We start from the raw sequence: 22,695 nt of genomic DNA, 5'->3' as shown, positions 1-22,695 counted from the left end.
CCGGACGCATCAGGCCGTCGCACCCGGCATGTCGCCGCGGCTGGCTCCGGGATCGGTGCGATTCGCCGATCTCGGCCTCGGACCACCCCAGTCCCTACACGAGTCGCGACGAAACCAACGAGTCCGAAAGCGCATCAGGCGCCCGTTGCCGGCGCGTGCGCGAGAAATTCCGCGATGGCGCCGACGAAGCGTTCGCCATAAGCCTCGCGCTTGCGCTCGCCGACGCCGTGGACGGTGCGCAGCGCGTAGAGATCGACAGGCTTGGTGCGCGCCATCTCGATCAGCGTCCGGTCCGGGAAGACCATGAAGGCGGCAATGCCCTCGGCCCGGGCGATGGTGGCGCGCAGGCCGCGCAGGTGCTGGAACAGGGCCTCGGTGGCCGGATCGAGATCCAGGCTCGCATCGTCGCGGGTCGCCCCGCGCTTGCGGTCGCGCGGTTCGGCCACCTTCGGCTCGGGATCGGGGCGCATCTGGATCGGTTCTCGGCCGAACAGGATCGCCTCGCCCTTGTCGGTGAGGGAGAGCCCGCCGAAACCGTCGCCGTTCTCGGTCACGGCGCCGGCCGCGAAGAGCTGGCGCAGCATCGCGCGCCAGGCGGCGATGGGCTTGTCGGCGCCGACCCCGAAGGTCTTGAGCGCCACGTGGCCGTTGCGCCGGATCGTGTCAGATTCCTTGCCATGGACCACGTCGCAGACATAGGCGGCGCCGAAGCGCTGGCCGGTGCGCACGATGGCCGAGAGCAGCTTCTGAGCCGGCACCGTGGCGTCGATGAGCGAAACGCCGCTGCGGCACAGGTCGCAGCGGCCGCAGGGCTCGCTCGCCTCGCCGAAATAGCCGAGGAGCGACTGGCGCCGGCAGGTGGCGCCCTCGCATAGCGCGATCATTGCCTCGAGCTTGCGCCGCTCGACCCGGCGGCGCTCGTCCGGCACCTCCTTCTCGTCGATCTGGCGCCGGCGCAGGGCCATGTCGTCGAGGCCGTAGATGGTCAGGGTGTCGGCCGGCAGACCATCGCGGCCGGCGCGACCGATCTCCTGGTAATAGCCCTCGACGTTGGAGGGCATGTCAGCATGGCAGACGAAGCGCACGTCGGGCTTGTTGATGCCCATGCCGAAGGCGACGGTGGCGGTCATCACGACGCCGTCCTCTTGCAGGAAGGTGTCCTGGTTCTTCATGCGCGTGCCCTGGTCAAGGCCGGCATGGTAGGGCAGGGCGTTGAAGCCGTCCTTGGCCAGGGTCTCGGCCAGCTGCTCGGTACGCTTGCGCGACGAGCAGTAGATGATCCCGCTCTCGGCGCGCCGGTGGCGCAGGAAGCGCTCGATCTGCCGGGTCGGATTGTCCTTCGGCGCGAAGGTCAGGCGGATGTTCGGCCGGTCGAAGGAGTGGACGAAGGCCTTCAGCTCGCGCCCGGCAGGGAACAGCCGCTCGGTGATGTCGGCCCGCGTCGCCTTGTCGGCGGTGGCGGTGAGCGCCACGGTCTGGACGTTGCCGAGGGCTTCGCGCGCCCGGGCGAGGTCCCGGTACTCGGGCCGGAAATCGTGGCCCCATTGCGAGACACAGTGGGCCTCGTCGACGGCGAGCCGCCGCACGCCGGCGCCCTTCAGGGCGTCCATCAGCCCTTCCATCATCAGCCGCTCGGGCGAGACGAAGAGCAGGCGCAGGTCGCCACTGCGGATCTTGCGCCAGGTCTCGCGCGACGTCGCCTCGGCGACCGAGGAGTTCAGGGTCGCGGCCGCAACGCCGAATCCCAGCATCTGCTGCACCTGATCGTGCATCAGGGCGATCAGCGGCGAGACCACGACGGTCAGGGACGATTCGACCAGGGCCGGCAGCTGGTAGGTCATCGACTTGCCGGAGCCCGTGGGCATCACGGCGAACACGTCGGTCCCGTCGAGGACGGCTCCGATCACCTCGTCCTGGCCGGGCCGGAAATCATCGTAGCCGAAGGTGGTCTTCAACGCGGCGCGAGCCTCGTCGAGGCGACTGGTCATCGGAATCCTGATCGTCTGTCGGAGTGAGACACGGCGGAGGCGGCCGCCGAAACGGCAAGGGCGGCAATCGCGGCGATCGCGCCGACAGGAGCCTTCCATGCCTCTGAACCATCCGGAGCGCCGAGGTCAATCACCGCGCGGGGGACTGGTCCGCGCAGGGCTCCGGGTCCGGATTTTCGCCGGGCCGGGTGGGGCATGCATGGCCCACCCCGCACCGGGCGGCACGGCGCGACCCGGGGCCTTTAAGCGGACGGAAAGATCCCTCCTCGATCCTGGCGGATGCGTTCGCCACCGGCGCGCGCATGTCCGGCATCCCCGTCGCGAGCCTCATCGAGCCATGATGGTCATCCCGTTTCTCGGCGTGTCGGGCGCTCTCGCGGCCGCCCTGGTGGGTCGGCGCTCCCTCGCGCTCGGCCTCTGGGGCGTCTCGCTCATCGCGCTCCTCCTGCTGTTTCGCCAACACGCCTCCGACGCGCTGAACCTAACCTTCTGAAAGCCGGATCCCGTGACAGACGCCCTTCTCACGCCGGTCGGGGCACGCGCCCTGAACGCCCTTGGGCTTACCGGTTGCAGCGCCATTCTCCTTGTCGCCTTCGGCTATCAGGTGGTCGACGGCGAGTTGCCCTGTCCGCTCTGCATCCTCCAGCGCGCCGCCTTCGCGGCCGCCGGAATGGGCTTTGCCCTGAACGTCTGCCTCGGCGCACGCCCCGGGCACTACGCGATCGTCGTCCTGGGCTCCGTCGCCGGCTTCGGCATCGCCGCCCGGCAGACCCTGCTGCACATCGTGCCCGGCACGGGGGTCTACGGTTCGGCCCTGTTCGGGCTGCACTTCTACGTCTGGTCACTGATCGCCTTCGCGGGCCTGATCGTGGCCGCCGCGATCCTGTGCTTCTTCGAAGGTCAGTTCGCAGCGCGCGATCGACCGTCGAGCCGAGCCCGGATCGGGGGCTTCGGCCTCGCCAGCGTGCTCCTGTTCCTCGCGATCACCCTGGCCAATGCGGGCTCGACCCTGGCGGAATGCGGCGGCGGCCTCTGCCCCGACAATCCCACCCGCTATGAGTTCTGGGATTCGCTGCTCGGCCGCTAGGGCGACGTCGGGGCTGCCCGAACCCGCTGGCGGTGCGAACCGGCCCTCCGCTCAGCGCAGGGCGATGGCGGCCGCGGCCCCCGCCATGACGATCGCCGAGCCCTGGTTGATCCGGCGGCGGGCGCGACGGGCGGTGAAGATGCGTCGCGCCCGCACCGCCGCGAGGACGTACAGATGGGACAGATCGACGACGCTCGGGAGCAGGGCCAGGAAGAACAGGATCACCTTCGGGTTGCCGAGGGTCATGGCGAGGCCGCCCAGAAACGCCCGGATGGTGTCCTAGCGCGAGGTCGTGGCGATCGCGGGGGCATCCACCGAGGCGGTCCAGGTCTTCCAGGCGAGATAAACGAGATAGAGGATGCCGGCGACCTTCAGGGCCAGGAAGATCGGGGCCGCGGCCTGCGCCAGGAGGGCGAAGCCGCCGGCCGCGATGGCGAACCAGGTCAGATCCCCCAGGATCTTGCCGAGGACGAAGCCGGCGATGCCGCGGGACCCGCTGGTGATAACCCGCGCCACCAGGGCGGCGATGCCCGGGCCGGGGGAGGCTACGACCCCGGCATAGATCATCGCGAATAGGGCAAGGCTGGAAATCGGCATGGTCGCGAAGCGCGTCAATCGCGGGCGATTCGCCCGTCCAGCACCCTTACCATGTCGGCCCGCCCTTCAAGCTCCCCGAACAGCGCCGGGTCGGCCCCCGTCATCCAGACCTGGCCGTGCAGGGCCTCCAGCGCATCGAACAGGCCGGCCCGCCGGCGGGGATCGAGATGCGCCGCGACCTCGTCGAGGAGGATCACCGGCGCGAGCCCGCTCATCGCCTGAACGAGCCGGGCATGGGCCAGCACGAGCCCGATCAGCAGCGCCTTCTGCTCGCCGGTCGAGGCGGTGGCGGCCGGTACGTCCTTCGGGCCATGGCGGACCACGAGGTCGCTGGTCTGCGGCCCGCTCAGCGTTCGGCCCGCCGCCCGATCGCGGGCGCGGCCCTGGCGCAGGGCCGAGCGGAAGCGGTCCTCGGCCTCGATCGCCGGCCACACCGCCACGAGGTCGTCGAGGTCGCCCTCCAGGCGCAGGCCGGCCCAGGGGAAGGGCTGGGCGTCGTCACGGCTCTCAGCGATGAGCCGGTCGAGGCGCTCGGCGGTCTCGCGCCGGGCCAGTGCGACCGCGACGCCGAGTTCCGCGACTTCGCGCTCGACCGCATCGAGCCATTGGCCATCCGTCGGTCGCTCATCCAGCAGGCGGTTGCGCGAGCGCAGCGCCCGTTCGAGCGCGTTGACGCGGGCGCCGTGAGTGGCGTCGACCGCCAGCACCAGCCGATCAAGGAAGCGGCGGCGATCGCCCGCCGGCCCCCGGAACAGGCCGTCGAGGTCGGGTGTCAGCCAGACCACCCGGAAAAATTCAGAGAAGGCGACCGGGGAGGGCGCGGTGGCCCCGTCGATCCGGCACAGGCGCGCGGCCCGGCCGTCGAAGCCGGGCGGTTCGTAGCCGGTCCCGATCCGGTGTTCGGTTTCGTCGCCCGACTGTGTCGCCCCAGCCAGCGACATGGACACGGCGAACCCGCCCGGCCCGCCGGTCCGCGGCATCGCCGACAGGTCGGCGCGGCGCAGGCCGCGTCCCGGAGAGAACAGCGAGATGGCTTCGAGGAGGTTGGTCTTGCCGGCACCGTTCTCGCCCACCAGGGCGACGAAGCGACGGTCGACCGCAAGGTCGAGGTCGGCGTGGTTCCGGAAGTCGCGGCAGATCAGACGGGTGAGACGCACCCGCCAGCCCTTAGCCGATCACCCGCATCCTGTCTCGCGCCGCGACGCAGGACGCGCCGATCACACCCGCATCGGCATCAGGACGTAGAGGGCGGCCGCGCCCTCGCGATCCTGGATCAGGGTCGGGGAACCCGGATCGGCCAGCTTGAACAGGGCGGTGTCACCCTCGAGCTGGCTCGTAATGTCGAGGAGGTAGCGGGCGTTGAAGCCGATATCGAGGGCGGGGGCGTCGTAGTCGACGTCGAGTTCCTCGGTGGCGCTGCCGGAATCCGGGTTGTTCACCGAGAGGGCCAGGCGGCCCTCTTGAACGGCCAGCTTCACTGCGCGGCCGCGCTCGGACGAAATCGTCGAGACACGGTCGACGGCCTTGGCGAAGACGTCGCGCTCGACCGTCAGGAACTTGTCGTTGCCCGAGGGAATCACGCGCTGGTAGTCCGGGAAGGTCCCGTCGATCAGCTTCGAGATCAGAACCACGCCGCTGGCGAACTTGAAGCGGATCTTGGCCGGCGACAGGTCGATCTCGACGCTTTCGCCGCCATCCTCCACGAGCTTGATGATCTCCGCCACCGCCTTGCGGGGCACGATGATGCCCGGCATGTCGCGGCTGCCCTCGGGCGCCTCGATCTCCACGCGGGCGAGGCGGTGCCCGTCGGTGGCGACGCCGCGCATGCGCAGCGTCCCGTCGACCTCGATGGTGTGGAGATAGATGCCGTTGAGGTAGTAGCGCGTCTCCTCGGTGGAGATCGCGAACTGCGTCTTCTCGATCAAGCGCTTCAGGTCGGACGCCGCGATCACGAAGCGGGTCGGCAGCTCACCGGCGGCCAGATCGGGAAAATCCCCCTCCGGGAGGGCGCCGAGCGAGAAGCGCGAGCGTCCCGACCGGATGGTCATCTGGCCGGTCTCGCCGCTGGTCTCGAGGGAGACCTGGGCGCCGTCCGGCAGCTTGCGAACGATGTCGTAGATGACGTGGGCGGGCACCGTGGTGGCACCGGCATCGACCACGTCGGCCGGAATGGTTTCCGTCACCTCGATGTCGAGGTCGGTCGCCCGCAGCTCCAGGCCGCCGGCGTCACAGCGGAGCAGGACGTTGGACAGGATCGGAATGGTATTCCGGCGCTCCACCACGCGGTGCACGTGGCCGAGCGACCGAAGGAGGGCCGCACGCTCGACAGTGACTCTCATGGTTTGAACTCGTGGTCTCTCGTCGGACGTCGCCAAAACGGGCGCGATCGACGCGCTCCGGTTCCACGTGCGTCCTGGCACCGTGGCCGCTGAACTTGGCGAAGCCTCCCGGCGAACGCAAGTGCGAGAGGCCGGCTATCCCGCGGCGGATTCGGGGCGTCGCATAACGGCGCGACACCCCGGCACGCTCAATCCTGCAGCATGCGCTTCAGGAGCTCGACCTCGTCGTTCAGGACGTTGTCCTCGCCGATCAGCTTGTCGATCTTGCGCACGGCGTGCAGCACGGTGGTGTGATCGCGACCGCCAAAGCGGCGGCCGATCTCCGGCAGCGAGCGCAGGGTGAGCACCTTCGACAGGTACATCGCGATCTGGCGCGGCTTGACCACGGCGGCGGTGCGCCGTTCGGACAGGATGTCGGAGCGCGAGACGTTGTAGCGCGAGGCCACCAGCTTCTGGATGTCCTCGATCTTGATGCGCTTGGGCTCGCGGTTCTTCACGAGGTCGCGAATCGCCGCCTCGGCGGTCTCCATCGTCACGGCCGCGCCCGTCAGGGTGGCGTGCGCCAGCAGCCGGTTCACGGCGCCCTCGAGGTCCCGGCCATTGGCGGTGATCGCCCGGGCGACGTAGGTCGCCACGGTGGGCGAGACTTCGAAGCTCGGATGCGAGACCTGCACGGCGGCGAGCCGCGCCGAAAGGATCGAGGTGCGCAGCTGCTCGTCGAGGGTGCCGATCTCGACCACGAGGCCGCCGGCGAGGCGCGAGCGGACCCGCTCCTCCAGGGCCTCCAACTCGGTCGGCGGACGATCGGAGGCCACCACGACCTGGCGCCCGGCATCGATCAGCGCGTTGATGGTGTGTCCAAACTCCGCCTGGATCGACTTGCCCTGGATGAACTGGACGTCGTCGAGGATGAGGAGGTCGATGGCCCGCAGGCGCTCCTTGAAGGCCAGGGCGTTCTGAGTCTTCAGGGCGTTGACGAAGCCGTACATGAAGCGGTCGGCAGTGAGATAGATCACCCGGCGGCCGGATTCGCGGGCGGCATGGCCGATACCGTGCAGCAGGTGGGTTTTGCCCAGGCCGACACCGGCATGGAAGTAGAGCGGGTTGTAGAGCGCCCCCTGTCCGTCGTGCCGGGCGACGCGCTCGGCGGCGGCGTGCGCCAGGGCGTTCGAGCGGCCGACGACAAAGCTCGCGAAGGTCAACCGGTTGTCGAGGGGAGCGCCGTTGAGATCGCCGCCCGCGTCGCCGCGGGGCGCCGGATGGGTTTCACTGTCGGAGCCGACGCTCGATTCGCCGTGCGACGGCATCGTGTTGCCGGCGGCTTGCAGGCGGGCCAGCGGGCTCGCGGCGTTGCTGGTCTTCGGGGTGCTGGTGGCGGGACGCACGGCGGCGGAGGGGCCGCGCACCGACACGTCCAGGCGCGAGACCGATTCGACTTCGCTGCGGAAGGTGTTCAGCACCCGGTCGAGATAATGGGATTCGATCCAGCTCTTGAGGAATCGCGTCGGGACCGTGAGCCGGGCCGTGCCGTCGACGACCTCCACGAGTTCGAGCCGGGCGAACCAGCTGGCGAAGACATCTTCGCCGAGTTCGGCCCGCAGGCGCCGCTTCACCCGAGCCCAGGCGGCCACCGTATCGGGTCCGCTCACGCCGCTCATGCCCATCTCGGCATTGCCGGATACGCTACCGTCGACATGCATCATCGCTCTCCTCGTGCCGAGGACGGAGGGCCGCCACCGGTACGTACGCACACTTGACTGAAGTCGCGTCCCGCGAGGCATTCGCGAGACCCAGATCGCCACCCAAAAGTCAATCGACTCCGGGAGGCCTTTTGTCGATGAAGCAAGCCTATCAACAATAAGCTACGGTTCTCCTAACAGCGGGACTAACGGGGATAGCAAAAATTGCGGCAATTCCGACGCGGGTTACGTCCCCTGAGTCCAGTCGCGAATCCCACCTTGTGGATGATTCGATCTCGACTCGATGGTGCTGAGAATTTGTTGGTTCATCATGACACATCGTTAAGCTACACTCGCGGGACAGGCGTCGCAACAGAACAGATTCAAATGAGGGTTAACGCCTTCTTTCAGAGATTGTCCTGATTCGGGAGTCGCCGGCCGAGCATTCGTGACGAATTCAAACCAAGCGCCGCCGATGCGCGCAGCAGTGAAGCGCGACTGCTGCCAAGAGGCTCCGATCAACGCCGAACGCGCTTCCGGTTGACCGACGCCGAAAACGAAAAAAGCCCGGCATCGCTGCCGGGCTTTTTCAGTCGCGTCTGGAAGAAAGGTTTAGGCGGCGAGCGCCTTCACCCGCGCGGCGAGGCGCGAGACCTTCCGAGAGGCGTTGTTCTTGTGCACGATGCCGTGCTGAGCGGCCCGCATGATCTCGGGCTCGGCGGCGCGGAGGGCGGTCAGCGCATTCGACTGATCACCGGTGGCGATGGCCTCCTCGACCTTGCGGACGAAGGTGCGCATGCGGCTGCGACGCGAGCGGTTGACCGCGGTGCGCTTCGCAATCTTGCGGGTCATTTTCTTGGCCGACACGGTGTTGGCCATGGGGCATCCTCGTCACGTTTGAGGCGATCGCGACGAGCCCTCGGGCTGTGATGTCGGTGGATCGCGTGCAGGTTGTTCGGGCAATGGCGAAGCCGACGATCGCGGTAAGCGCGCCCGTCGGCGATGTGGGCTCTATAAACACGCGTTGCCGATCCGTCAACGGAACGTCATCGTGGCGTCGTCAGGCTTCCGGCCACCGAGGCCTGCCGAACCTGTCAAACAGCGGGGCGACGGATGGCGAACGAGGCGGACCAGGCAAGGATCGACCAGTATCGGCCGCTCTCGGGCATGGAGACGCCGCGCTTTGTCGGGCTCGCCAGCTTCATGCGACTCCCGATTCTCGCCCCGGCCGAGGCTCCGGGCCGAATCGATATCGGTCTCGTCGGCATTCCGTTCGACGGCGCCACCACCAACCGGCCGGGCGCACGCCTGGGTCCGCGCGGCGTGCGCGAAGCCTCCACCGGCACCCGCGCCCGCAATGCCGCCACGGGCATCGCGCCCTACGACCTCGCGGCCTGCGCCGATCTCGGCGACGTGCCCATCAATCCCATCGACGTCGGCGCGACCGCGCGCGCCATCGAGGCGTTCTACCGGCCTCTGGCGGAAGCCGGCATCGTGCCGCTCTCGGTCGGCGGCGACCACTTCGTCACCTACCCGGTGCTGCGCGCGCTCGGTCGCTCCCGCCCGGTCGGGCTTATCCATATCGATGCCCACAGCGATACCGACGACGCACAATATGACGGAACCCGCCTGACGCACGGCACGCCGTTCCGCCGCGCCATCGAGGACGGCGTCCTCGACCCGAGACGGATGGTGCAGATCGGGCTGCGCGGCAGCATCGATTCGGCGGACGAGCTCGACTGGGCCCGGGACCAGGGCGTCCGCATCGTACCCATGGAAGCGGTGATCGCCCGCGGGCTGCCGGAGGTGCTGGCGGAGGCTCGCAGCGTCGTCGGGACGGCGCCGGCCTATCTGAGCTTCGACATCGACGCCCTCGACCCCGCCTATGCGCCCGGTACCGGCACGCCGGAGATGGGAGGCTTCACCGCCCGGGAAGCCCTGCAGATCGTGCGGGCTCTGCGCGGGCTCGATCTCATCGGCGCCGACGTGGTCGAGGTCGCGCCACCTCTCGACCCGTCGGGGATAACGGCGCTGGCCGGAGCGACCCTCACCTTCGAGATCCTGTGCCTCCTGGCGGAGGCCGTCGCGGCGCGGCGCGATTGACTTCGTGCGATTGACGCGGCGCGTCCCGTCCGGGAAGGCTGCGCCGGCGATGATGCAGGAGACACGCTTGAGCGACGCCATCACCCTCTACCACGCGCCGCAGACGCGCTCGTCCGGCGTGCGTATCCTCCTGGAGGAACTCGGGGCCCCGCATCGTCTCGAGGTCATCGACCTGCGTTCGGGGCAGGGACGGGATGCCGCCTACCTCGGGATCAATCCCCTCGGGAAAGTCCCGGCTTTGCGCCACGGCGAGGCGCTGATTACCGAGCAGGCGGCGATCTACCTCTACCTCGCCGACCTGTTTCCTGAGCGCGGCTTGGCTCCCCCGATCGGCGACCCGCTGCGCGGGCCGTACCTGCGCTGGATGGTGTTTCACGGATCGAGCTTCGAGCCGGCGGTGGTCGACCGGGCGCTCCAGCGCGAGGCCGGCCCCCGGGCGATGTCGCCCTACGGGGATTTCGATGCCGTCCTGAAGGCGGTTGTGGACGCCCTGTCGTCGGGACCGTGGCTTCTCGGCGAGCGGCACTCGGCGGCCGACGTTCTCTGGGGAGCCACCCTGGGATGGACGACGCGCTTCAAGCTCGTACCGGAGGAGCCCGCGATCATGGCCTACCTCGCCCGTGTCGCAGCCCGTCCGGCCGTTCTCAAGATGATGGCGGAGGACGCCGCTCTCTCGGCGAAGATGGAGGCGGCGCGGGCCTGACCGCGCGACCGACCGCAGAGGAACAACCGATCAGCGGAACGCTCAGCCGCGCGGCAGGGGCGTTCCGGTGCTGGTGATCGCCAGGTCGGACGCCGGTGCGGCGGGGCCGAAGGCGGCGATGAGGTGGACGCCGATCACCGGGCCGAACACCAGGGTCATCATCACGGCCATGATCAGCGCGACATTGGCATCGCCCGGCGCGGCGCGCCGTGGCTTGGAACGGCGCGCCTTGACGCGGACTAGTTTCGATCCGTCGACGCGGCGGAAGCTCAGGGTCCGCACCGGGGCGACGGCACCACGCAGACGCGGAAGGGCATTCGAGAAGGTCATCGGCTCACCTCATTCGACCGGGCCATCGCAGGCCGGTCGCGGGCGAGCCCGATCAAGCGATCAGGCGCGGGTCTCGCGGAGGGCCGTCGGCAGCGCGGTCCATCGACTACTGTCGCTGGGCATTAGGGTCGGGAGTTCCTGTGGAGCCGCATGGGCGAGCGGGATGTGCTGCACGTGCGAACGACGCCGAAATGATGCGGCGGGAGGCGTTAGTCAAGGCTTAACGCGCCGGCGCGCGATCGGCTCCGCAGGCTTTTGCGGATCGCCGGAGCTCAGGCGTTGAGCAGGCCGGCGAAGTGCCGGATCAGGCGCCGGCCGACCTCGTCCTTGTCGAGGGTCGGCCAGGTTTCGACCGTGCCGTCGCGCCCGACGAGATGCACGGTGTTGGCGGTGCCGCCCATGACGCCACCGGCCGGCGAGACGTCGTTGGCGACGATGAGATCGCAGCCCTTGCGGGCGATCTTGGCGCGGGCGTTGTCGAGGACCGTGTCGGTCTCGGCCGCGAAGCCGATCACGAGGCGCGGGCGCCCGGCCGTCCGCCCGGCGATGGTGGCGAGGATGTCCGGGTTCTCCACCAGGGCGAGGGGAGCCGGCGCGGTCCCGTCCTTCTTGATCTTCGACGCGCGGGTCTCGGCCGGGCGCCAGTCGCCGACGGCAGCGGCGAAGATGGCGAGATCGGCCGGCAGGGCGGCCTCGACCGCCGCCAGCATCTCGCGCGCGGTCTCGACCGGGACCACCCGTACACCGGCCGGGGCCGGGATCAGAACCGGCCCGGAGACCAGGGTCACGTCGGCCCCGGCGGCGGCGGCGGCGGCCGCGATGGCGTGGCCCTGCCGTCCGGAGGATCGATTGGCGAGGTAGCGCACCGGGTCGATCGGCTCATGGGTCGGCCCGGAGGTTACGAGAACGCGCTTTCCGGCGAGCGGTCCGGCGGGTGGTGCGCCCGGCGCGGATCGTCCGGCGAGGAAGCCGAAGCCTGCGGACGGCCGAGTCTCGGACGGCTGCGTTTCCGCCTCGGAGCCATCGGCCAGGAGCGCTTCCACCGCGTCGGCGATCTCGGACGGTTCGGCGAGGCGCCCCGGGCCGAACTCCGCCTCCGCCATGGCGCCGTCGTTGGGGCCGATGACGCGGACGCCGTCGCCCTTGAGGGTCGCGAGGTTTCGCTGGGTCGCGGGGTGCTGCCACATCCGCACGTTCATGGCCGGTGCGATCAGGATCGGCAGCGTGGTGGCGAGGAGCACGGTGGCGGCCAGATCCGAGGATTCGCCGGTGGCCATCCGGGCCATCAGGCTGGCGGTGGCGGGCGCCACCACGATGGCGTCCGCATCCCGCGCCAGCTTGATGTGGCCGATATCCGCTTCCTCGGCCCGGTCGAACAGGTCGGTATGGGCGCGCTCGCCGGCCAGGGCCGCCGCCGCCAGGGGCGTCACGAATTCCTGTGCCCCCTTGGTCAGCAGGGGTCGGACCTGCGCTCCGCGCTCACGCAGGCGCCGGATCAGGTCCAGCGCCTTGTAGGCGGCGATGCCGCCCCCGATCACGAGGAGGATGCGGCGGTTCTGGAGCGGGCGGGTCATGATCCGGAACCCCTTAAGGCAAAGCAATCAGGCCGGCGCAAAAGCTACCGGAAGGCCATCACCAGCGCACCGATGGCGATGCCCCAGAGGGCCAGCGTCGACCAGATCGCGCGCCGGCGCTCGGCCCGCGCGAAGGCGTCGAGGCTTTTGCCGTCGCCCGAGCCGGCCTCGTCGAGGCGCACCAGGATGCGGCGCAGGCGCTGGGCGAGGTCGGGGAGGTCCGAGACCACGTCGGTGATGGTGAGGGCGGCGCGGCCCAGACTCTCGACACGTCCCACCGGCCCGAGGTTGCGGGCGATCCAGGAGCGCACCACCGGCTCGGCGCCGGTCCACATGTCGAGTTGCGGATCGAGGGAGCGGGCGACGCCCTCGACCACCACCATGGTCTTCTGCAGCATCACCAGCTCGGTGCGGGTGCTCATGTCGAACAGGGCGGTGATGTCGAACAGCAGGGTCAGCACCTTGGCCATCGAGATCTCGTCGGCCTTGCGCTGGTGGATCGGCTCGCCGATCGCCCGGATGGCCTGGGCGAAATCCTCCACCGAGTGGTGCGCCGGCACGTAGCCGGCCTCGAAATGCACCTGGGCCACGCGCTTGTAGTCGCGCAGGATGAAGCCGAGCAGGATCTCGGCCAGGAACCGGCGCTCCATGTGCCCGAGGCGGCCCATGATGCCGAAATCCACCGCCACCAGGGTACCGGTCGGATCGACGAACAGGTTCCCGGGATGCATGTCGGCGTGGAAGAAGCCGTCCCGGATGGCATGGCGCAGGAACGACTGGATCACCGCCCGGCCGAGGGCCTTCGGATCATGTCCGGCGGCCACGATGGCGGCGCGATCATTGAGGCGGATCCCCTCGATCCACTCGCTCGCCAGGACGTCGCGGCCGGTCAGCTCCCAGTCGGGTTTGGGCACGCGGAAATCGGCATCGTCGCGGGTGTTCTGCGCGAGTTCGGACATCGCGGCCGCTTCGAGCCGGAAATCCATCTCCATCATCACGGAGCGCGCCAGGATCTCGACCACCTCGCGCGGTCGCAGGCGCTCAGCCTTGGGCGACAGCACGTGCACCACCCGCGCCATGAAGCGCATGACCTGGAGGTCGCGCTGGAAGCGCTCGCGCACGCCGGGGCGCATGATCTTGATCGCCAGGACGCGCACGGCCCCCTCCTCGTCGAGGATATGGGCCTTGTGGACCTGGGCGATCGAGGCCGCCGCGATGGGTGGGCTGAACGAGACGAAGAGCTGTCCCACCGGCCGCCCGAGGGTGGCCTCGACCACCCGGATGGCGACGTCCTGCGGGAAGGGCGGAACCCGGTCCTGAAGCGTTTCCAGGTCGCGCGCCGCCTCCATGCCGACGATGTCGGGACGGGTGGCGAGGAACTGGCCGAACTTGACGTAGCTCGGACCCAGGCGGGTCAGGGCGCGCTGCAGGGGGCCGGCGCCGCTTCCGAGGCCAGGACGCTCCAACATCCGCCCGAGGCGCAGAGCGAAGCGGAGATGCGGCGGCAGCTCGGCGGAATCGACCAGCGCCAGGGCGCCCTCGCGGGCGAGCACGAAGCCGACCTGCGCGCCCCGGGCCAGATGAACGACGGCGCCGAGCATCAGGACGCCCGGCCCGTCGCGAGAGCCACCCTCACGAGACCTTCCAGCCCGAATGGATCGCCACGATGCCGCCGGTCAGCGGCCGGTGGCTGACATGGCGGAAACCCGCCGCCTCGATCATCCCGGCGAAGCGGCCGGGGGAGGGGAACTTGCGGATCGATTCCACGAGGTAGCGGTAGGAATCGGCGTCCCCCGCCACCTGCGCCCCGAGGCGCGGAATCACGTGGAACGAGTAGGCGTCGTAGATCCGATCGAGCACCGGCAGGTCGACCTTGGAAAATTCCAGACAGAGGAAACGGCCGCCCGGCTTCAGCACCCGGTGCGCCTCCGCCAGGGCCTTGTCGATGCGCGGCACGTTCCGGATGCCGAACGCGATGGTGTAGGCGTCGAACTGCTCGGGCGGCAGCGGCAGCGCCTCGGCATTGGCGGTCACGAAATCGATCCGCCCCGTGAAGCGGTCTCCCGCCCGCTCGGCGCCGACCCGAAGCATCGCCTCGTTGATGTCGAGGACGGTAGTGTGGGTGGCGGGACCACCCGCCTCCAGGGCCCGGAACGCGATATCGGCGGTACCGCCGGCGACATCGAGGTGGCGGAAGGGCCGGTTGCGCGGGGGCCGCAGCATCGAGATCAGGTGCGACTTCCAGGCGCGGTGGAGTCCGCCCGACATCAGGTCGTTCATGAGGTCGTAGCGCTTGGCGACCGAGCGGAACACGTCGTCGACGCGCCCCTGCTTCTCGTCGAGCGCCACGTTCTCGAAGCCGAAATGCGTGCTCGCCGCCTCTTCGGACTGCGCGACCGACCGTTTGACCGAACTCATGGACCACCCTCTCGCGGACGCTCATAGCGAAACGTGGCCGAAATCGCCATCTGCCTTGCGGACGGTTTCACCATCGGCGAAGCCGCACAGGACCCGGCGGTCCCGCCGCATATGACCCGGCGGTCCCGCCGCACCTGACCCACGCCAACGCCGCACCGAGATCCCGATCCCGCCCATGCCCGAACTTCCGGAAGTCGAAACCGTCCGCCTCGGCCTCGCGCCGGCCCTGGTGGGGACCCGCTTCGCCCGAGTCGTCCTGCGGCGGCCGAACCTGCGCTTCCCGTTCCCCGCGCGCTTCGCGGAGCGCCTGGAGGGGCACAGGGTCACGGATCTGGCGCGACGGGCGAAGTACCTGGTGGCCACCCTCGATTCCGGCGAATCGCTCATCATGCACCTGGGCATGACCGGCCGCTTCGACGTGGCGTTACCCGACGGTCGCAACCTGTCGCCGGGGGACTTCTACCTCGAGGGCGCGCAGGGCAACGCCAAGCACGACCACGTGGTGATGGCGATGTCGAACGGCGCGACCGTGACCTATAACGACGCCCGGCGCTTCGGCTTCATGGACCTCGTCCCGACCGAGACGCTTTCGGCCAGCCGTCACTTCGCCGGGATGGGCCTCGAGCCCCTGAGTGCGGCGCTGACGCCGGAAGCCGTGGCGTGCCTGTTCCGAGGCAAGATCACACCGCTGAAGGCCGCACTCCTCGACCAGCGCCTGATCGCGGGCCTGGGCAACATCTATGTCTGCGAGGCTTTGCATCGGGCGGGACTCCACCCCGAGACGCGGGCAGGAGCCCTGGCCAAGCCGGATGGCACGCCCACGCCGAAGGCGCGCCGGCTCGCCCGGGTGATCGGCGAGGTGCTGACGGAGGCGGTGGCGGCCGGCGGCTCGACCTTGCGGGACTACGCCCATCCCGATGGCGGCAGCGGCGCTTTCCAGCATGCTTTCCGCGTCTACGATCGTGTCGGCCATTCCTGTAGCGGCAAAGCCTGTACTGGTACGATCGAGAGGATCATTCAATCCGGACGGTCGACATTCTTCTGCGCGACCTGTCAGCCCCGATCCGCGAAATAACAGCGCAGGATTCCGCCGCTTCTCGTCGCTGATGACAACGAGGGATGTCGGACGTTAAACCTCATTTGATATTTCGCTGCGACCATCATCTCCGGCGAACGGAATTCCGGTTCTTCGGAAGACTGGGTGCCCAACCATAAGCTTACAGGTTTTGGCCCCATACAATCAGGTTGGGAACAGCGCGGGGAGGGCGCTGTGTCTGCCTGATCCGTGTCGCCGACCCCTCGGAATCCAGGGCGCGCATGTACCCCATCGCCAGCAACGAAGCGGACCGCCTGAAGGCGCTGCGAGACCTCGAGATCCTGGATGCCGAAGCGGAACCGCATTTCGACGCCATATGTCGCACGGCGACGGCCCTGTTCGGCATGCCGATCTCCTACGTCTCGCTGATCGCGGAGGATCGTCAGCACTTCATGGCCCGGTGCGGTCTCGACCTCGACGGCACGACCCGCGAGGGAGCATTCTGCAACTACGCCATCCTGTCCGATGCGGTGTTCGTGGTCGAGGACGCCTGGGAGGATGCCCGCTTCTCCGGCAGTCCCCTGGTCATCGGGCCACCCCATGTCCGCTTCTATGCCGGCGCTCCGCTGATCGCATCGACGGGGCACCGAGTCGGCATCCTCTGCGTCCTCGATACCAAACCGCGCCGGTTCTCCCCCGACGATCGCGCCCGGTTGCAGGATCTCGCCTCGGTGGTCAGCGCTCAGTTGAGCCTGCATCGGGCGAAGGCCAAGCTGCGCGAGCGCGAGGCGCATTACCGGCTGCTGGCCGAGAACAGCTCCGACATGGTGATCTGGGCGACTCTCGACACCGTTCGCCGCTACGTGTCGCCCGCCTCCCGAACCCTGCTGGGATACGAGGCCGACGACCTCATCGGCACCCGTCCAATGGATCATGTCCATCCCGCCGATGCCGAAGCCTATGGCCGGCTTCTGAACGACCTCTGCGAGGCCCGCGTGACGCAGGCGGTCTCGACCCAGCGCTACCGACGCAAGGATGGCAGCTGGATCTGGGTCGAGGTGAATTTCAACCTCACCTACGAGGCGGACGGTGAACGCCCCAACGGCTACGTGGCGGCGGCGCGCGACATCACGGCCCGCAAGGAAGCGGAGTTCCGGATCGCCCACATGGCGCGCCACGACGCACTCACCGACCTCGCCAACCGGACGCTGTTCCGCGAACGGCTGGTCCAGGAGCTGAGCATGAGCCAGCGCCGCTCCGCCAGCTTCGCCGTGCTGTGCCTTGATCTCGATCGCTTCAAGTCGGTGAACGACACCCTCGGGCACCAGGCGGGCGACGCTCTCCTGCGCGCGGTCGCGACCCGGTTGCGCGGCCTCGTGCGGGCCGAGGACACCGTCGCCCGGATCGGCGGCGACGAGTTCATGATCATCCAGACCGGCCCCGTGGTCGGCAGCAGCATCCGCAATCTGGCCCAGCGTCTGATCGAGGTCGTCGCCCAGCCGATCGATCTCGACGGGACCCGCGTATCGGTCGGCGTCAGTGTCGGCGTCGCCATGGCGCCTCAGGACGGGGCCGACCCCGACGTGCTGTGCCGCCATGCGGATATCGCGCTGTTCCGCGCGAAGGATGCGGGGCGCAACACCTTCCGGCTCTACGAAGCCGGAATGGATTTCGGGTCCGGATCGGCCACCGGCTTCCGTCGGGTCGGTGACGTCCCGGCGGCGTGAGCCGACCCGAGCGGCGTCACCAGCCCCGGACGTCCTCGCCGGTCGGGCGCCGGCCCTGGGGTGTCAGGCCGTTGATCACCTGCGGCAGAACCTGGGAAAGTTGCGACAGGAGATCGTCGCGGTTGAGGCCGGTTCGCTGCTGAAGGGTATCCACGGTGTCAGGACCGAGCGCGTCCGCGAGCCGGTTGGGCTCGACCGGGCGGTTGCTGCCATGCCCGATCCACGACTCCATGACGTCGCCGAGGCCGCCGCGCTGGAAGCGATCGATCAGACCGTCGAGGCCCGACTGGCCGTCCTGTGGCTCGTGGTCCAGGCGGGCGTAGGGGCCTGCACCGGCGCTGCGATCACCCAATCCGCCGCCACGGTCTCCGGGGCCATCCAGCATCCCGGACAGATCGCTGAAATCGCCCCCGCGGCTCGGCGGCTGCGCATCCTCGTAACCGCCACGCCCGTATCCCGCGCCGGGTCCGCGATCCTGCCCTCCATCCTGGCCGCGATCCTGGCCGAACCCACCGATATCACCCTCGTCGTGGCCACGGGGATCACGCGCCTCGCCGCGCTGGCCGCCGCCGAGCAGATCGCCGAGTCCCCCGGCCCCCTTCGACATCAGGAGCATCAGCAGCGCCTGCACGATTGGCGACATGGCGCCGCCCAGCATTCCTCCGGACGCACCGCCGGATGGGCCACCGCCAAAGCCGCCACCGTGTCCGCCACCGCGCTCCGGCTCACGTCCCTGACCACCGCCGAGCACTTGGCCGAGTACACCACCGATGACTTGATCGAGCAGGCCCATGAGCGTTCTCCCCTATCCCGTGAATTGTGATCCGGGTCGCGCCCCCGGAAGCGGCCGCTGGTTCGCCTAGTCGCGTCGGCTGCCGCCGGTGCCGGCGCGATCCTTGGCGGGCAGATGATCGAGAGGATTGGTCCGTGCGCCCGGTTTGGCGCCAGCCGCGGTGATCACCGTGCCGGAGGAAATCGCGCTCGGCGGCGCGACCTGCCCGGTCGGCCGCGTGGCCGGAGCGGTGCCGTCGTTCGACGGCACGGTGGCGGGTGTCGGCTGGTCGTTGGGATTGGCCACCGTCTGGGCCGCCGCGGGCCGCAGGCTGGCCGGGGTGATGAGCATCCCGACGGCACCCGACACGGCCAGACCGGCCAGGAACAGCGAGGTCACACCGGAACCGGCGCGGGGCCGAAAGGGCGGACGTGGGCACTTGATCGTCGTCACGGGCGGTCTCCGGGGCGATGGTCTGAAGGTCTCAAACCAAGCCCCGGCGTCCCGAAGGGTTCCGGCCCCAGGGGCCACCATCGGCCAAGTCGACCGACAATCGCTCCGACGTTCAGCCGCGCTTGCGCCCGCCGCCGCCCTTGTATTTGGGCTTCTGTCCGCCGAGTCCCTGCGTCGACCGTGCCTTCGGGCGCTCCTGCCATTGCGGCGGCGCCGATCCGACCGGTAGTTCGCGGTCGGTGCCCGGCCCCATATTGTCGAGCGTCGGCTTCGCGATCCGGCTCTGCTTGGCCCCGAAGCGCCCGGCCTCGCGCTCCACGTCGCCCTGTCGCGCCATGGGATCGTCCGAGACCAGGAGTTCCGTGGCCTGGAGGCGCTTGAGTTCGTCGCGCAGGCGTGCGGCCTCCTCGAAGTCGAGGTCGGCGGCCGCGGTCCGCATCCGTTTCTCGAGGTCGGCCATGACCGCCTTGAGGTTGTGACCGATGGTGACGGCGTTCTTGGCGAGCCCCGTATCCACCTGGACATGGTCGCGCTCGTAGACGCTGTCGAGAATGTCGGCGATTCCGCGCTTCACGCTCTGCGGCGTGATGCCGTGCTCCTCGTTGTAGGCGAGCTGCTTGGTGCGGCGGCGCTCGGTCTCGGCCATCGCCCGCTCCATCGAGCCGGTGATGTTGTCCGCATAGAGGATGCAGCGTGCGTCGGCGTTGCGGGCGGCGCGCCCGATGGTCTGCACCAGCGAGGTCTCCGAGCGGAGGAAGCCCTCCTTATCGGCATCCAGGATGGCCACCAGGGCGCATTCCGGGATGTCCAGGCCTTCTCGGAGGAGGTTGATGCCGATGAGGACGTCGAACGCTCCCAGCCGCAGGTCGCGGATGATCTCGATGCGCTCCAGGGTGTCGATGTCCGAGTGCATGTAGCGGACGCGCACGCTGTTCTCGTGCAGGTACTCGGTCAGATCCTCGGCCATGCGCTTGGTCAGCGTCGTCACCAGCGTGCGGTAGCCGGCCTGCGCCACCTCGCGCACCTCGCCGAGCAGGTCGTCGACCTGGGAGCGGGCGGGGCGGATCTCGATCACCGGGTCGACGAGGCCGGTCGGGCGGATGACCTGCTCGGCGAAGACGCCGCCGGTCTGCTCCATCTCCCACTTGGCGGGCGTGGCCGAGACGTGGATCGATTGCGGCCGCATCGCGTCCCATTCCTCGAACCGCAGCGGGCGGTTGTCGAGGCAGGAGGGCAGGCGGAAGCCGTACTCGGCCAAGGTCGCCTTGCGGCGGAAGTCGCCCTTGTACATGCCGCCGATCTGCGGAACCGTCACGTGGCTCTCGTCGGTGAAGACCAGGGCGTTGTCGGGCAGGTATTCGAACAGAGTCGGCGGCGGCTCGCCGGGCTTTCGTCCGGTCAGGTAGCGCGAATAGTTCTCGATGCCGTTGCAGGCCCCGGTGGCCTCGATCATCTCGATGTCGAAGGTGCAGCGCTGCTCGATGCGCTGGGCCTCGATCAGGCGGCCCATCTTGGTCAGTTCGTCGACGCGCAGCTTGAGTTCGGTCTTGATGCCCTTGATCGCCTGCTGAAGGGTCGGGCGCGGCGTGACGTAGTGCGAATTGGCGTAGACCTTCACGAACTTCAGGTCGTTGATCTTCTTGCCGGTGAGCGGATCGAACTCGGTGATCGACTCGATCTCGTCGCCGAACAGCCCGATGCGCCAGCCGCGATCCTCCAAGTGGGCGGGCCAGAGTTCGATCACGTCGCCGCGCACCCGGAAGGTGCCGCGGGCGAAGTCGGACTGGATGCGCTTGTACTGGAGCGCAACCAGGTCGGCGATGAGCTGGCGCTGCTCGATCTTCTCCTCCAGCGACACCGTGAACGACATCGCCGTGTAGGTTTCGACCGAGCCGATGCCGTAGATGCACGAGACCGAGGCGACGATGATGACGTCGTCGCGCTCGAGCAGGGCGCGCGTCGCGGAATGGCGCATCCGGTCGATCTGCTCGTTGATCGACGATTCCTTCTCGATGAAGGTGTCCGAGCGCGGCACGTAGGCCTCGGGCTGGTAGTAGTCGTAGTACGAGACGAAGTACTCCACCGCGTTGTCGGGGAAGAAGCTCTTGAACTCGCCGTAGAGCTGCGCCGCCAGGGTCTTGTTCGGTGCCAGGATCAGGGCCGGGCGCTGCGTCGCCTCGATGATCTTCGCCATCGTGAAGGTCTTGCCGGAGCCGGTGACGCCCAGGAGCACCTGGTCGCGTTCCGCCTTCTTCACGCCGTCCACCAGCTCGGCGATGGCGCGGGGCTGGTCGCCCGCCGGCTCGAACTCGGACTTGAGCGTGAAGGCCAAGCCGCCCTCGGATTTCTTCGGCCGGTCCGGCCGGTGCGGCACCCAGGTCTGGCCGTCGCGGAACAGCGGATTGCCCTCGGTGAGGAGGCGCGAAAGCGCATCCACCGTGGCCGAGACCCCGTCGGTGGCGAGGGAGCTGTCCCCATCATCCGCCAGACCTTCCGGCACCGGCCCGTCCTCGGGTCCGCGCAGGCCGAGGGCCTGGGCGAGGCGCGGGTCGACATCGGCCGCATCGCCCTGGGCGAACGTCGCCTGTGCGGCCTCGCCGAAGCCCATGCCGGTGGTCTTGTCAGGGGCGGGCGCCTTGTCCGAACCAGGTGCCTTGTCCGAACCGGCTGCCTTGCCGGCTGCCGCGTTGGCCTGCCCCTTGCGCGCGGCCGGCTTCTTCGGCTGGCCGGGACGGGGCGGGGCCGGCGGTTCGATGGCCGGAAGACGGTTGCGGTTCAGCGCCGGGCTGAGCAGGGCCGCCAGATGCTCGTCGAGGGGCTGCAACTCGGGCTTCGACGCCTTCGAAGTGGACCTTTGGGAATGGGACGTTCTGGCGCCCGCACGCTGGGCACTTGGGACCGGGTCGGACGCGTCACGGGGCTTCTTCGAGATCGGCATCCTCTGAGTATGGTTCCTGCCCCCTCGTTGGGAAAGAGCCGCGCCCGGATGATCTGATCGCCCCTGCGGCTTGGCCCGCCGCAGCGGCCGATCCGGGGCGATTTGGCGCGCCTCCCCGGTGTCGCGTTGCCTCGGCAGGGATGCGGTGGCGTGAAAGCAGACGAGCGGATGCAGCGGTGGATCGCGGCCCGCAGGCGCAGCCAATTCCTCGACTCTCGGCCGGGGCGCGATAGATCTCGACTGAAACAGGATTTCAGCCCGAACGCCTGTCGACCGCTCCAGCGCCAGAAATCCCCGAATCGAACAGCGGACACCTCATGGACCCCGACGCCCCGGCGAAGCCCGAACTCGATGCGGACACCCTGGCCTTCGCCGGCCGGGTCTTCCAGTACGCCCGCATGGGTCATGCGGACGAGTTGGCCGAGCTGTTCGGCCAGGGCCTCCCGGCGAACCTATGCAACGACAAGGGTGACAGTCTGCTGATGCTCGCCGCCTATAACGGGCAGGCCGAGACCGCGCGGGTGATCCTGGAGAACGGCGGCGACCCCGAACTCGCCAATGTGCGCGGACAGACGCCGCTCGCCGGCGCGGCCTTCAAGGGCGACCTCGATATCGCCGGGCTTCTCCTCGCCCACGGGGCGCAGGTGGATGGCACGGGCGGCGGCACGCGCACCGCCCTGATGACGGCCGCGATGTTCAACCGGACCGAGATGGTCGCGCTCCTGCTGCAGCACGGCGCCGACCCGGACCTGCGCGACGGCGCCGGGCTCACCGCCGCCGAGATGGCCCAGTCGATGGGGGCCGCCGACACACCGCTGCAACTGGCCAAGGCTCGGCGCCCCGGCACCGCCTGAAAGGCCGGCGGGCGCAACGTCGCTCCAGGGAGGAAACCCCGATGAGACCCGCACGCCTGAGACTCGCACGCCTGAGACTCGCAGGTCTGAGACTCGC

General features: G+C 69.0%; 21 protein-coding genes. 7 read left to right on the top strand and 14 right to left on the bottom strand.

Annotation, left to right across the window (positions count from 1 at the left end; all coding sequences use genetic code 11):
- Nucleotides 1-134: 134 nt before the first annotated feature.
- On the bottom strand, nucleotides 135-1,988 hold the full coding sequence (recQ, locus tag ASF60_RS22085) for a DNA helicase RecQ (RefSeq protein WP_056190246.1): 1,854 nt from the start codon (nucleotides 1,986-1,988) through the stop codon (nucleotides 135-137).
- 337 nt (nucleotides 1,989-2,325) lie between these two features.
- Between recQ and ASF60_RS25245 the strand changes: the two genes are divergently transcribed.
- Nucleotides 2,326-2,481 carry a DUF5993 family protein gene (locus tag ASF60_RS25245; RefSeq protein WP_200941014.1) on the top strand — a complete coding sequence of 52 codons (156 nt, stop codon included), beginning with the start codon at nucleotides 2,326-2,328 and terminating at the stop codon, nucleotides 2,479-2,481.
- Nucleotides 2,482-2,493: 12 nt separating this feature from the next.
- Complete coding sequence (locus ASF60_RS22080; RefSeq protein ID WP_056190244.1) at nucleotides 2,494-3,075, top strand: disulfide bond formation protein B; 582 nt, start codon at nucleotides 2,494-2,496, stop codon at nucleotides 3,073-3,075.
- 51 nt (nucleotides 3,076-3,126) lie between these two features.
- Here ASF60_RS22080 and ASF60_RS25890 read toward each other — a convergent pair whose 3' ends face one another.
- The 6 genes from ASF60_RS25890 to rpsT form a co-directional block, all read right to left on the bottom strand.
- Nucleotides 3,127-3,321: a hypothetical protein gene (locus ASF60_RS25890; protein WP_244478541.1), complete on the bottom strand. Its 195-nt coding sequence runs from the start codon at nucleotides 3,319-3,321 to the stop codon at nucleotides 3,127-3,129.
- A gap of 33 nt (nucleotides 3,322-3,354) precedes the next feature.
- Nucleotides 3,355-3,690 carry a LysE family translocator gene (locus tag ASF60_RS25885; RefSeq protein WP_244478540.1) on the bottom strand — a complete coding sequence of 112 codons (336 nt, stop codon included), beginning with the start codon at nucleotides 3,688-3,690 and terminating at the stop codon, nucleotides 3,355-3,357.
- Nucleotides 3,687-4,829 (bottom strand): DNA replication/repair protein RecF, encoded by a 1,143-nt coding sequence (gene recF, locus ASF60_RS22070; protein WP_056190242.1) that lies wholly within the window; start codon nucleotides 4,827-4,829, stop codon nucleotides 3,687-3,689. Before recF ends, ASF60_RS25885 begins: the two co-directional genes overlap by 4 nt.
- A 60-nt stretch (nucleotides 4,830-4,889) precedes the next feature.
- Nucleotides 4,890-6,011 carry a DNA polymerase III subunit beta gene (gene dnaN, locus ASF60_RS22065; RefSeq protein WP_056190240.1) on the bottom strand — a complete coding sequence of 374 codons (1,122 nt, stop codon included), beginning with the start codon at nucleotides 6,009-6,011 and terminating at the stop codon, nucleotides 4,890-4,892.
- A 188-nt stretch (nucleotides 6,012-6,199) separates the two neighbouring features.
- The gene (gene dnaA, locus ASF60_RS22060) at nucleotides 6,200-7,711 is read right to left on the bottom strand and encodes a chromosomal replication initiator protein DnaA (RefSeq protein WP_056190424.1); all 1,512 of its coding nucleotides are present in this window, start codon (nucleotides 7,709-7,711) and stop codon (nucleotides 6,200-6,202) included.
- Nucleotides 7,712-8,302: 591 nt separating this feature from the next.
- Entirely contained in the window at nucleotides 8,303-8,569 is a 267-nt protein-coding gene (gene rpsT / locus ASF60_RS22055; protein ID WP_056190238.1) for a 30S ribosomal protein S20, read from the bottom strand.
- A 234-nt stretch (nucleotides 8,570-8,803) separates the two neighbouring features.
- Between rpsT and speB the strand changes: the two genes are divergently transcribed.
- Both speB and ASF60_RS22045 read left to right on the top strand, forming a co-directional pair.
- Complete coding sequence (gene speB / locus ASF60_RS22050) at nucleotides 8,804-9,793, top strand: agmatinase (RefSeq protein ID WP_056190236.1); 990 nt, start codon at nucleotides 8,804-8,806, stop codon at nucleotides 9,791-9,793.
- A 52-nt stretch (nucleotides 9,794-9,845) separates the two neighbouring features.
- Nucleotides 9,846-10,496, top strand: coding sequence for a glutathione S-transferase family protein (locus ASF60_RS22045; protein WP_082508143.1), 651 nt, complete (start codon nucleotides 9,846-9,848; stop codon nucleotides 10,494-10,496).
- Between the two features lie 42 nt (nucleotides 10,497-10,538).
- Here ASF60_RS22045 and ASF60_RS22040 read toward each other — a convergent pair whose 3' ends face one another.
- From ASF60_RS22040 to ubiE, 4 genes are all read right to left on the bottom strand, one after another.
- On the bottom strand, nucleotides 10,539-10,826 hold the full coding sequence (locus ASF60_RS22040; RefSeq protein ID WP_156634358.1) for a hypothetical protein: 288 nt from the start codon (nucleotides 10,824-10,826) through the stop codon (nucleotides 10,539-10,541).
- 272 nt (nucleotides 10,827-11,098) lie between these two features.
- Nucleotides 11,099-12,400: a bifunctional phosphopantothenoylcysteine decarboxylase/phosphopantothenate synthase gene (locus ASF60_RS22035; RefSeq protein ID WP_056190232.1), complete on the bottom strand. Its 1,302-nt coding sequence runs from the start codon at nucleotides 12,398-12,400 to the stop codon at nucleotides 11,099-11,101.
- Nucleotides 12,401-12,444: 44 nt separating this feature from the next.
- Entirely contained in the window at nucleotides 12,445-14,001 is a 1,557-nt protein-coding gene (ubiB, locus tag ASF60_RS22030) for a 2-polyprenylphenol 6-hydroxylase (protein WP_056190229.1), read from the bottom strand.
- A 31-nt stretch (nucleotides 14,002-14,032) separates the two neighbouring features.
- On the bottom strand, nucleotides 14,033-14,818 hold the full coding sequence (gene ubiE / locus ASF60_RS22025) for a bifunctional demethylmenaquinone methyltransferase/2-methoxy-6-polyprenyl-1,4-benzoquinol methylase UbiE (RefSeq protein WP_056190227.1): 786 nt from the start codon (nucleotides 14,816-14,818) through the stop codon (nucleotides 14,033-14,035).
- A gap of 175 nt (nucleotides 14,819-14,993) precedes the next feature.
- Here ubiE and mutM point away from each other — a divergent pair, with 175 nt between their 5' ends.
- On the top strand, nucleotides 14,994-15,893 hold the full coding sequence (gene mutM, locus ASF60_RS22020) for a bifunctional DNA-formamidopyrimidine glycosylase/DNA-(apurinic or apyrimidinic site) lyase (protein ID WP_056190226.1): 900 nt from the start codon (nucleotides 14,994-14,996) through the stop codon (nucleotides 15,891-15,893).
- 242 nt (nucleotides 15,894-16,135) lie between these two features.
- Entirely contained in the window at nucleotides 16,136-17,581 is a 1,446-nt protein-coding gene (locus ASF60_RS22015) for a sensor domain-containing diguanylate cyclase (protein WP_244478539.1), read from the top strand.
- A 16-nt stretch (nucleotides 17,582-17,597) separates the two neighbouring features.
- Here the strand turns inward: ASF60_RS22015 and ASF60_RS22010 are convergent, their stop codons facing one another.
- From ASF60_RS22010 to uvrB, 3 genes are all read right to left on the bottom strand, one after another.
- Nucleotides 17,598-18,374, bottom strand: coding sequence for a YidB family protein (locus tag ASF60_RS22010; RefSeq protein ID WP_056190223.1), 777 nt, complete (start codon nucleotides 18,372-18,374; stop codon nucleotides 17,598-17,600).
- Between the two features lie 66 nt (nucleotides 18,375-18,440).
- Complete coding sequence (locus tag ASF60_RS22005; RefSeq protein WP_244476864.1) at nucleotides 18,441-18,806, bottom strand: hypothetical protein; 366 nt, start codon at nucleotides 18,804-18,806, stop codon at nucleotides 18,441-18,443.
- A gap of 112 nt (nucleotides 18,807-18,918) precedes the next feature.
- On the bottom strand, nucleotides 18,919-21,744 hold the full coding sequence (gene uvrB, locus ASF60_RS22000) for an excinuclease ABC subunit UvrB (protein WP_056190222.1): 2,826 nt from the start codon (nucleotides 21,742-21,744) through the stop codon (nucleotides 18,919-18,921).
- 317 nt (nucleotides 21,745-22,061) lie between these two features.
- On the opposite strand from uvrB, the gene ASF60_RS21995 reads away from it, so the two are divergent.
- Nucleotides 22,062-22,598 (top strand): ankyrin repeat domain-containing protein, encoded by a 537-nt coding sequence (locus ASF60_RS21995; RefSeq protein WP_056190220.1) that lies wholly within the window; start codon nucleotides 22,062-22,064, stop codon nucleotides 22,596-22,598.
- The last annotated feature ends 97 nt before the right edge of the window (nucleotides 22,599-22,695 follow it).

The organism is Methylobacterium sp. Leaf113 (genome assembly GCF_001423325.1).
Classification (GTDB): Bacteria; Pseudomonadota; Alphaproteobacteria; order Rhizobiales; family Beijerinckiaceae; genus Methylobacterium.
This window is presented reverse-complemented; position numbering and strand designations above follow the sequence as displayed.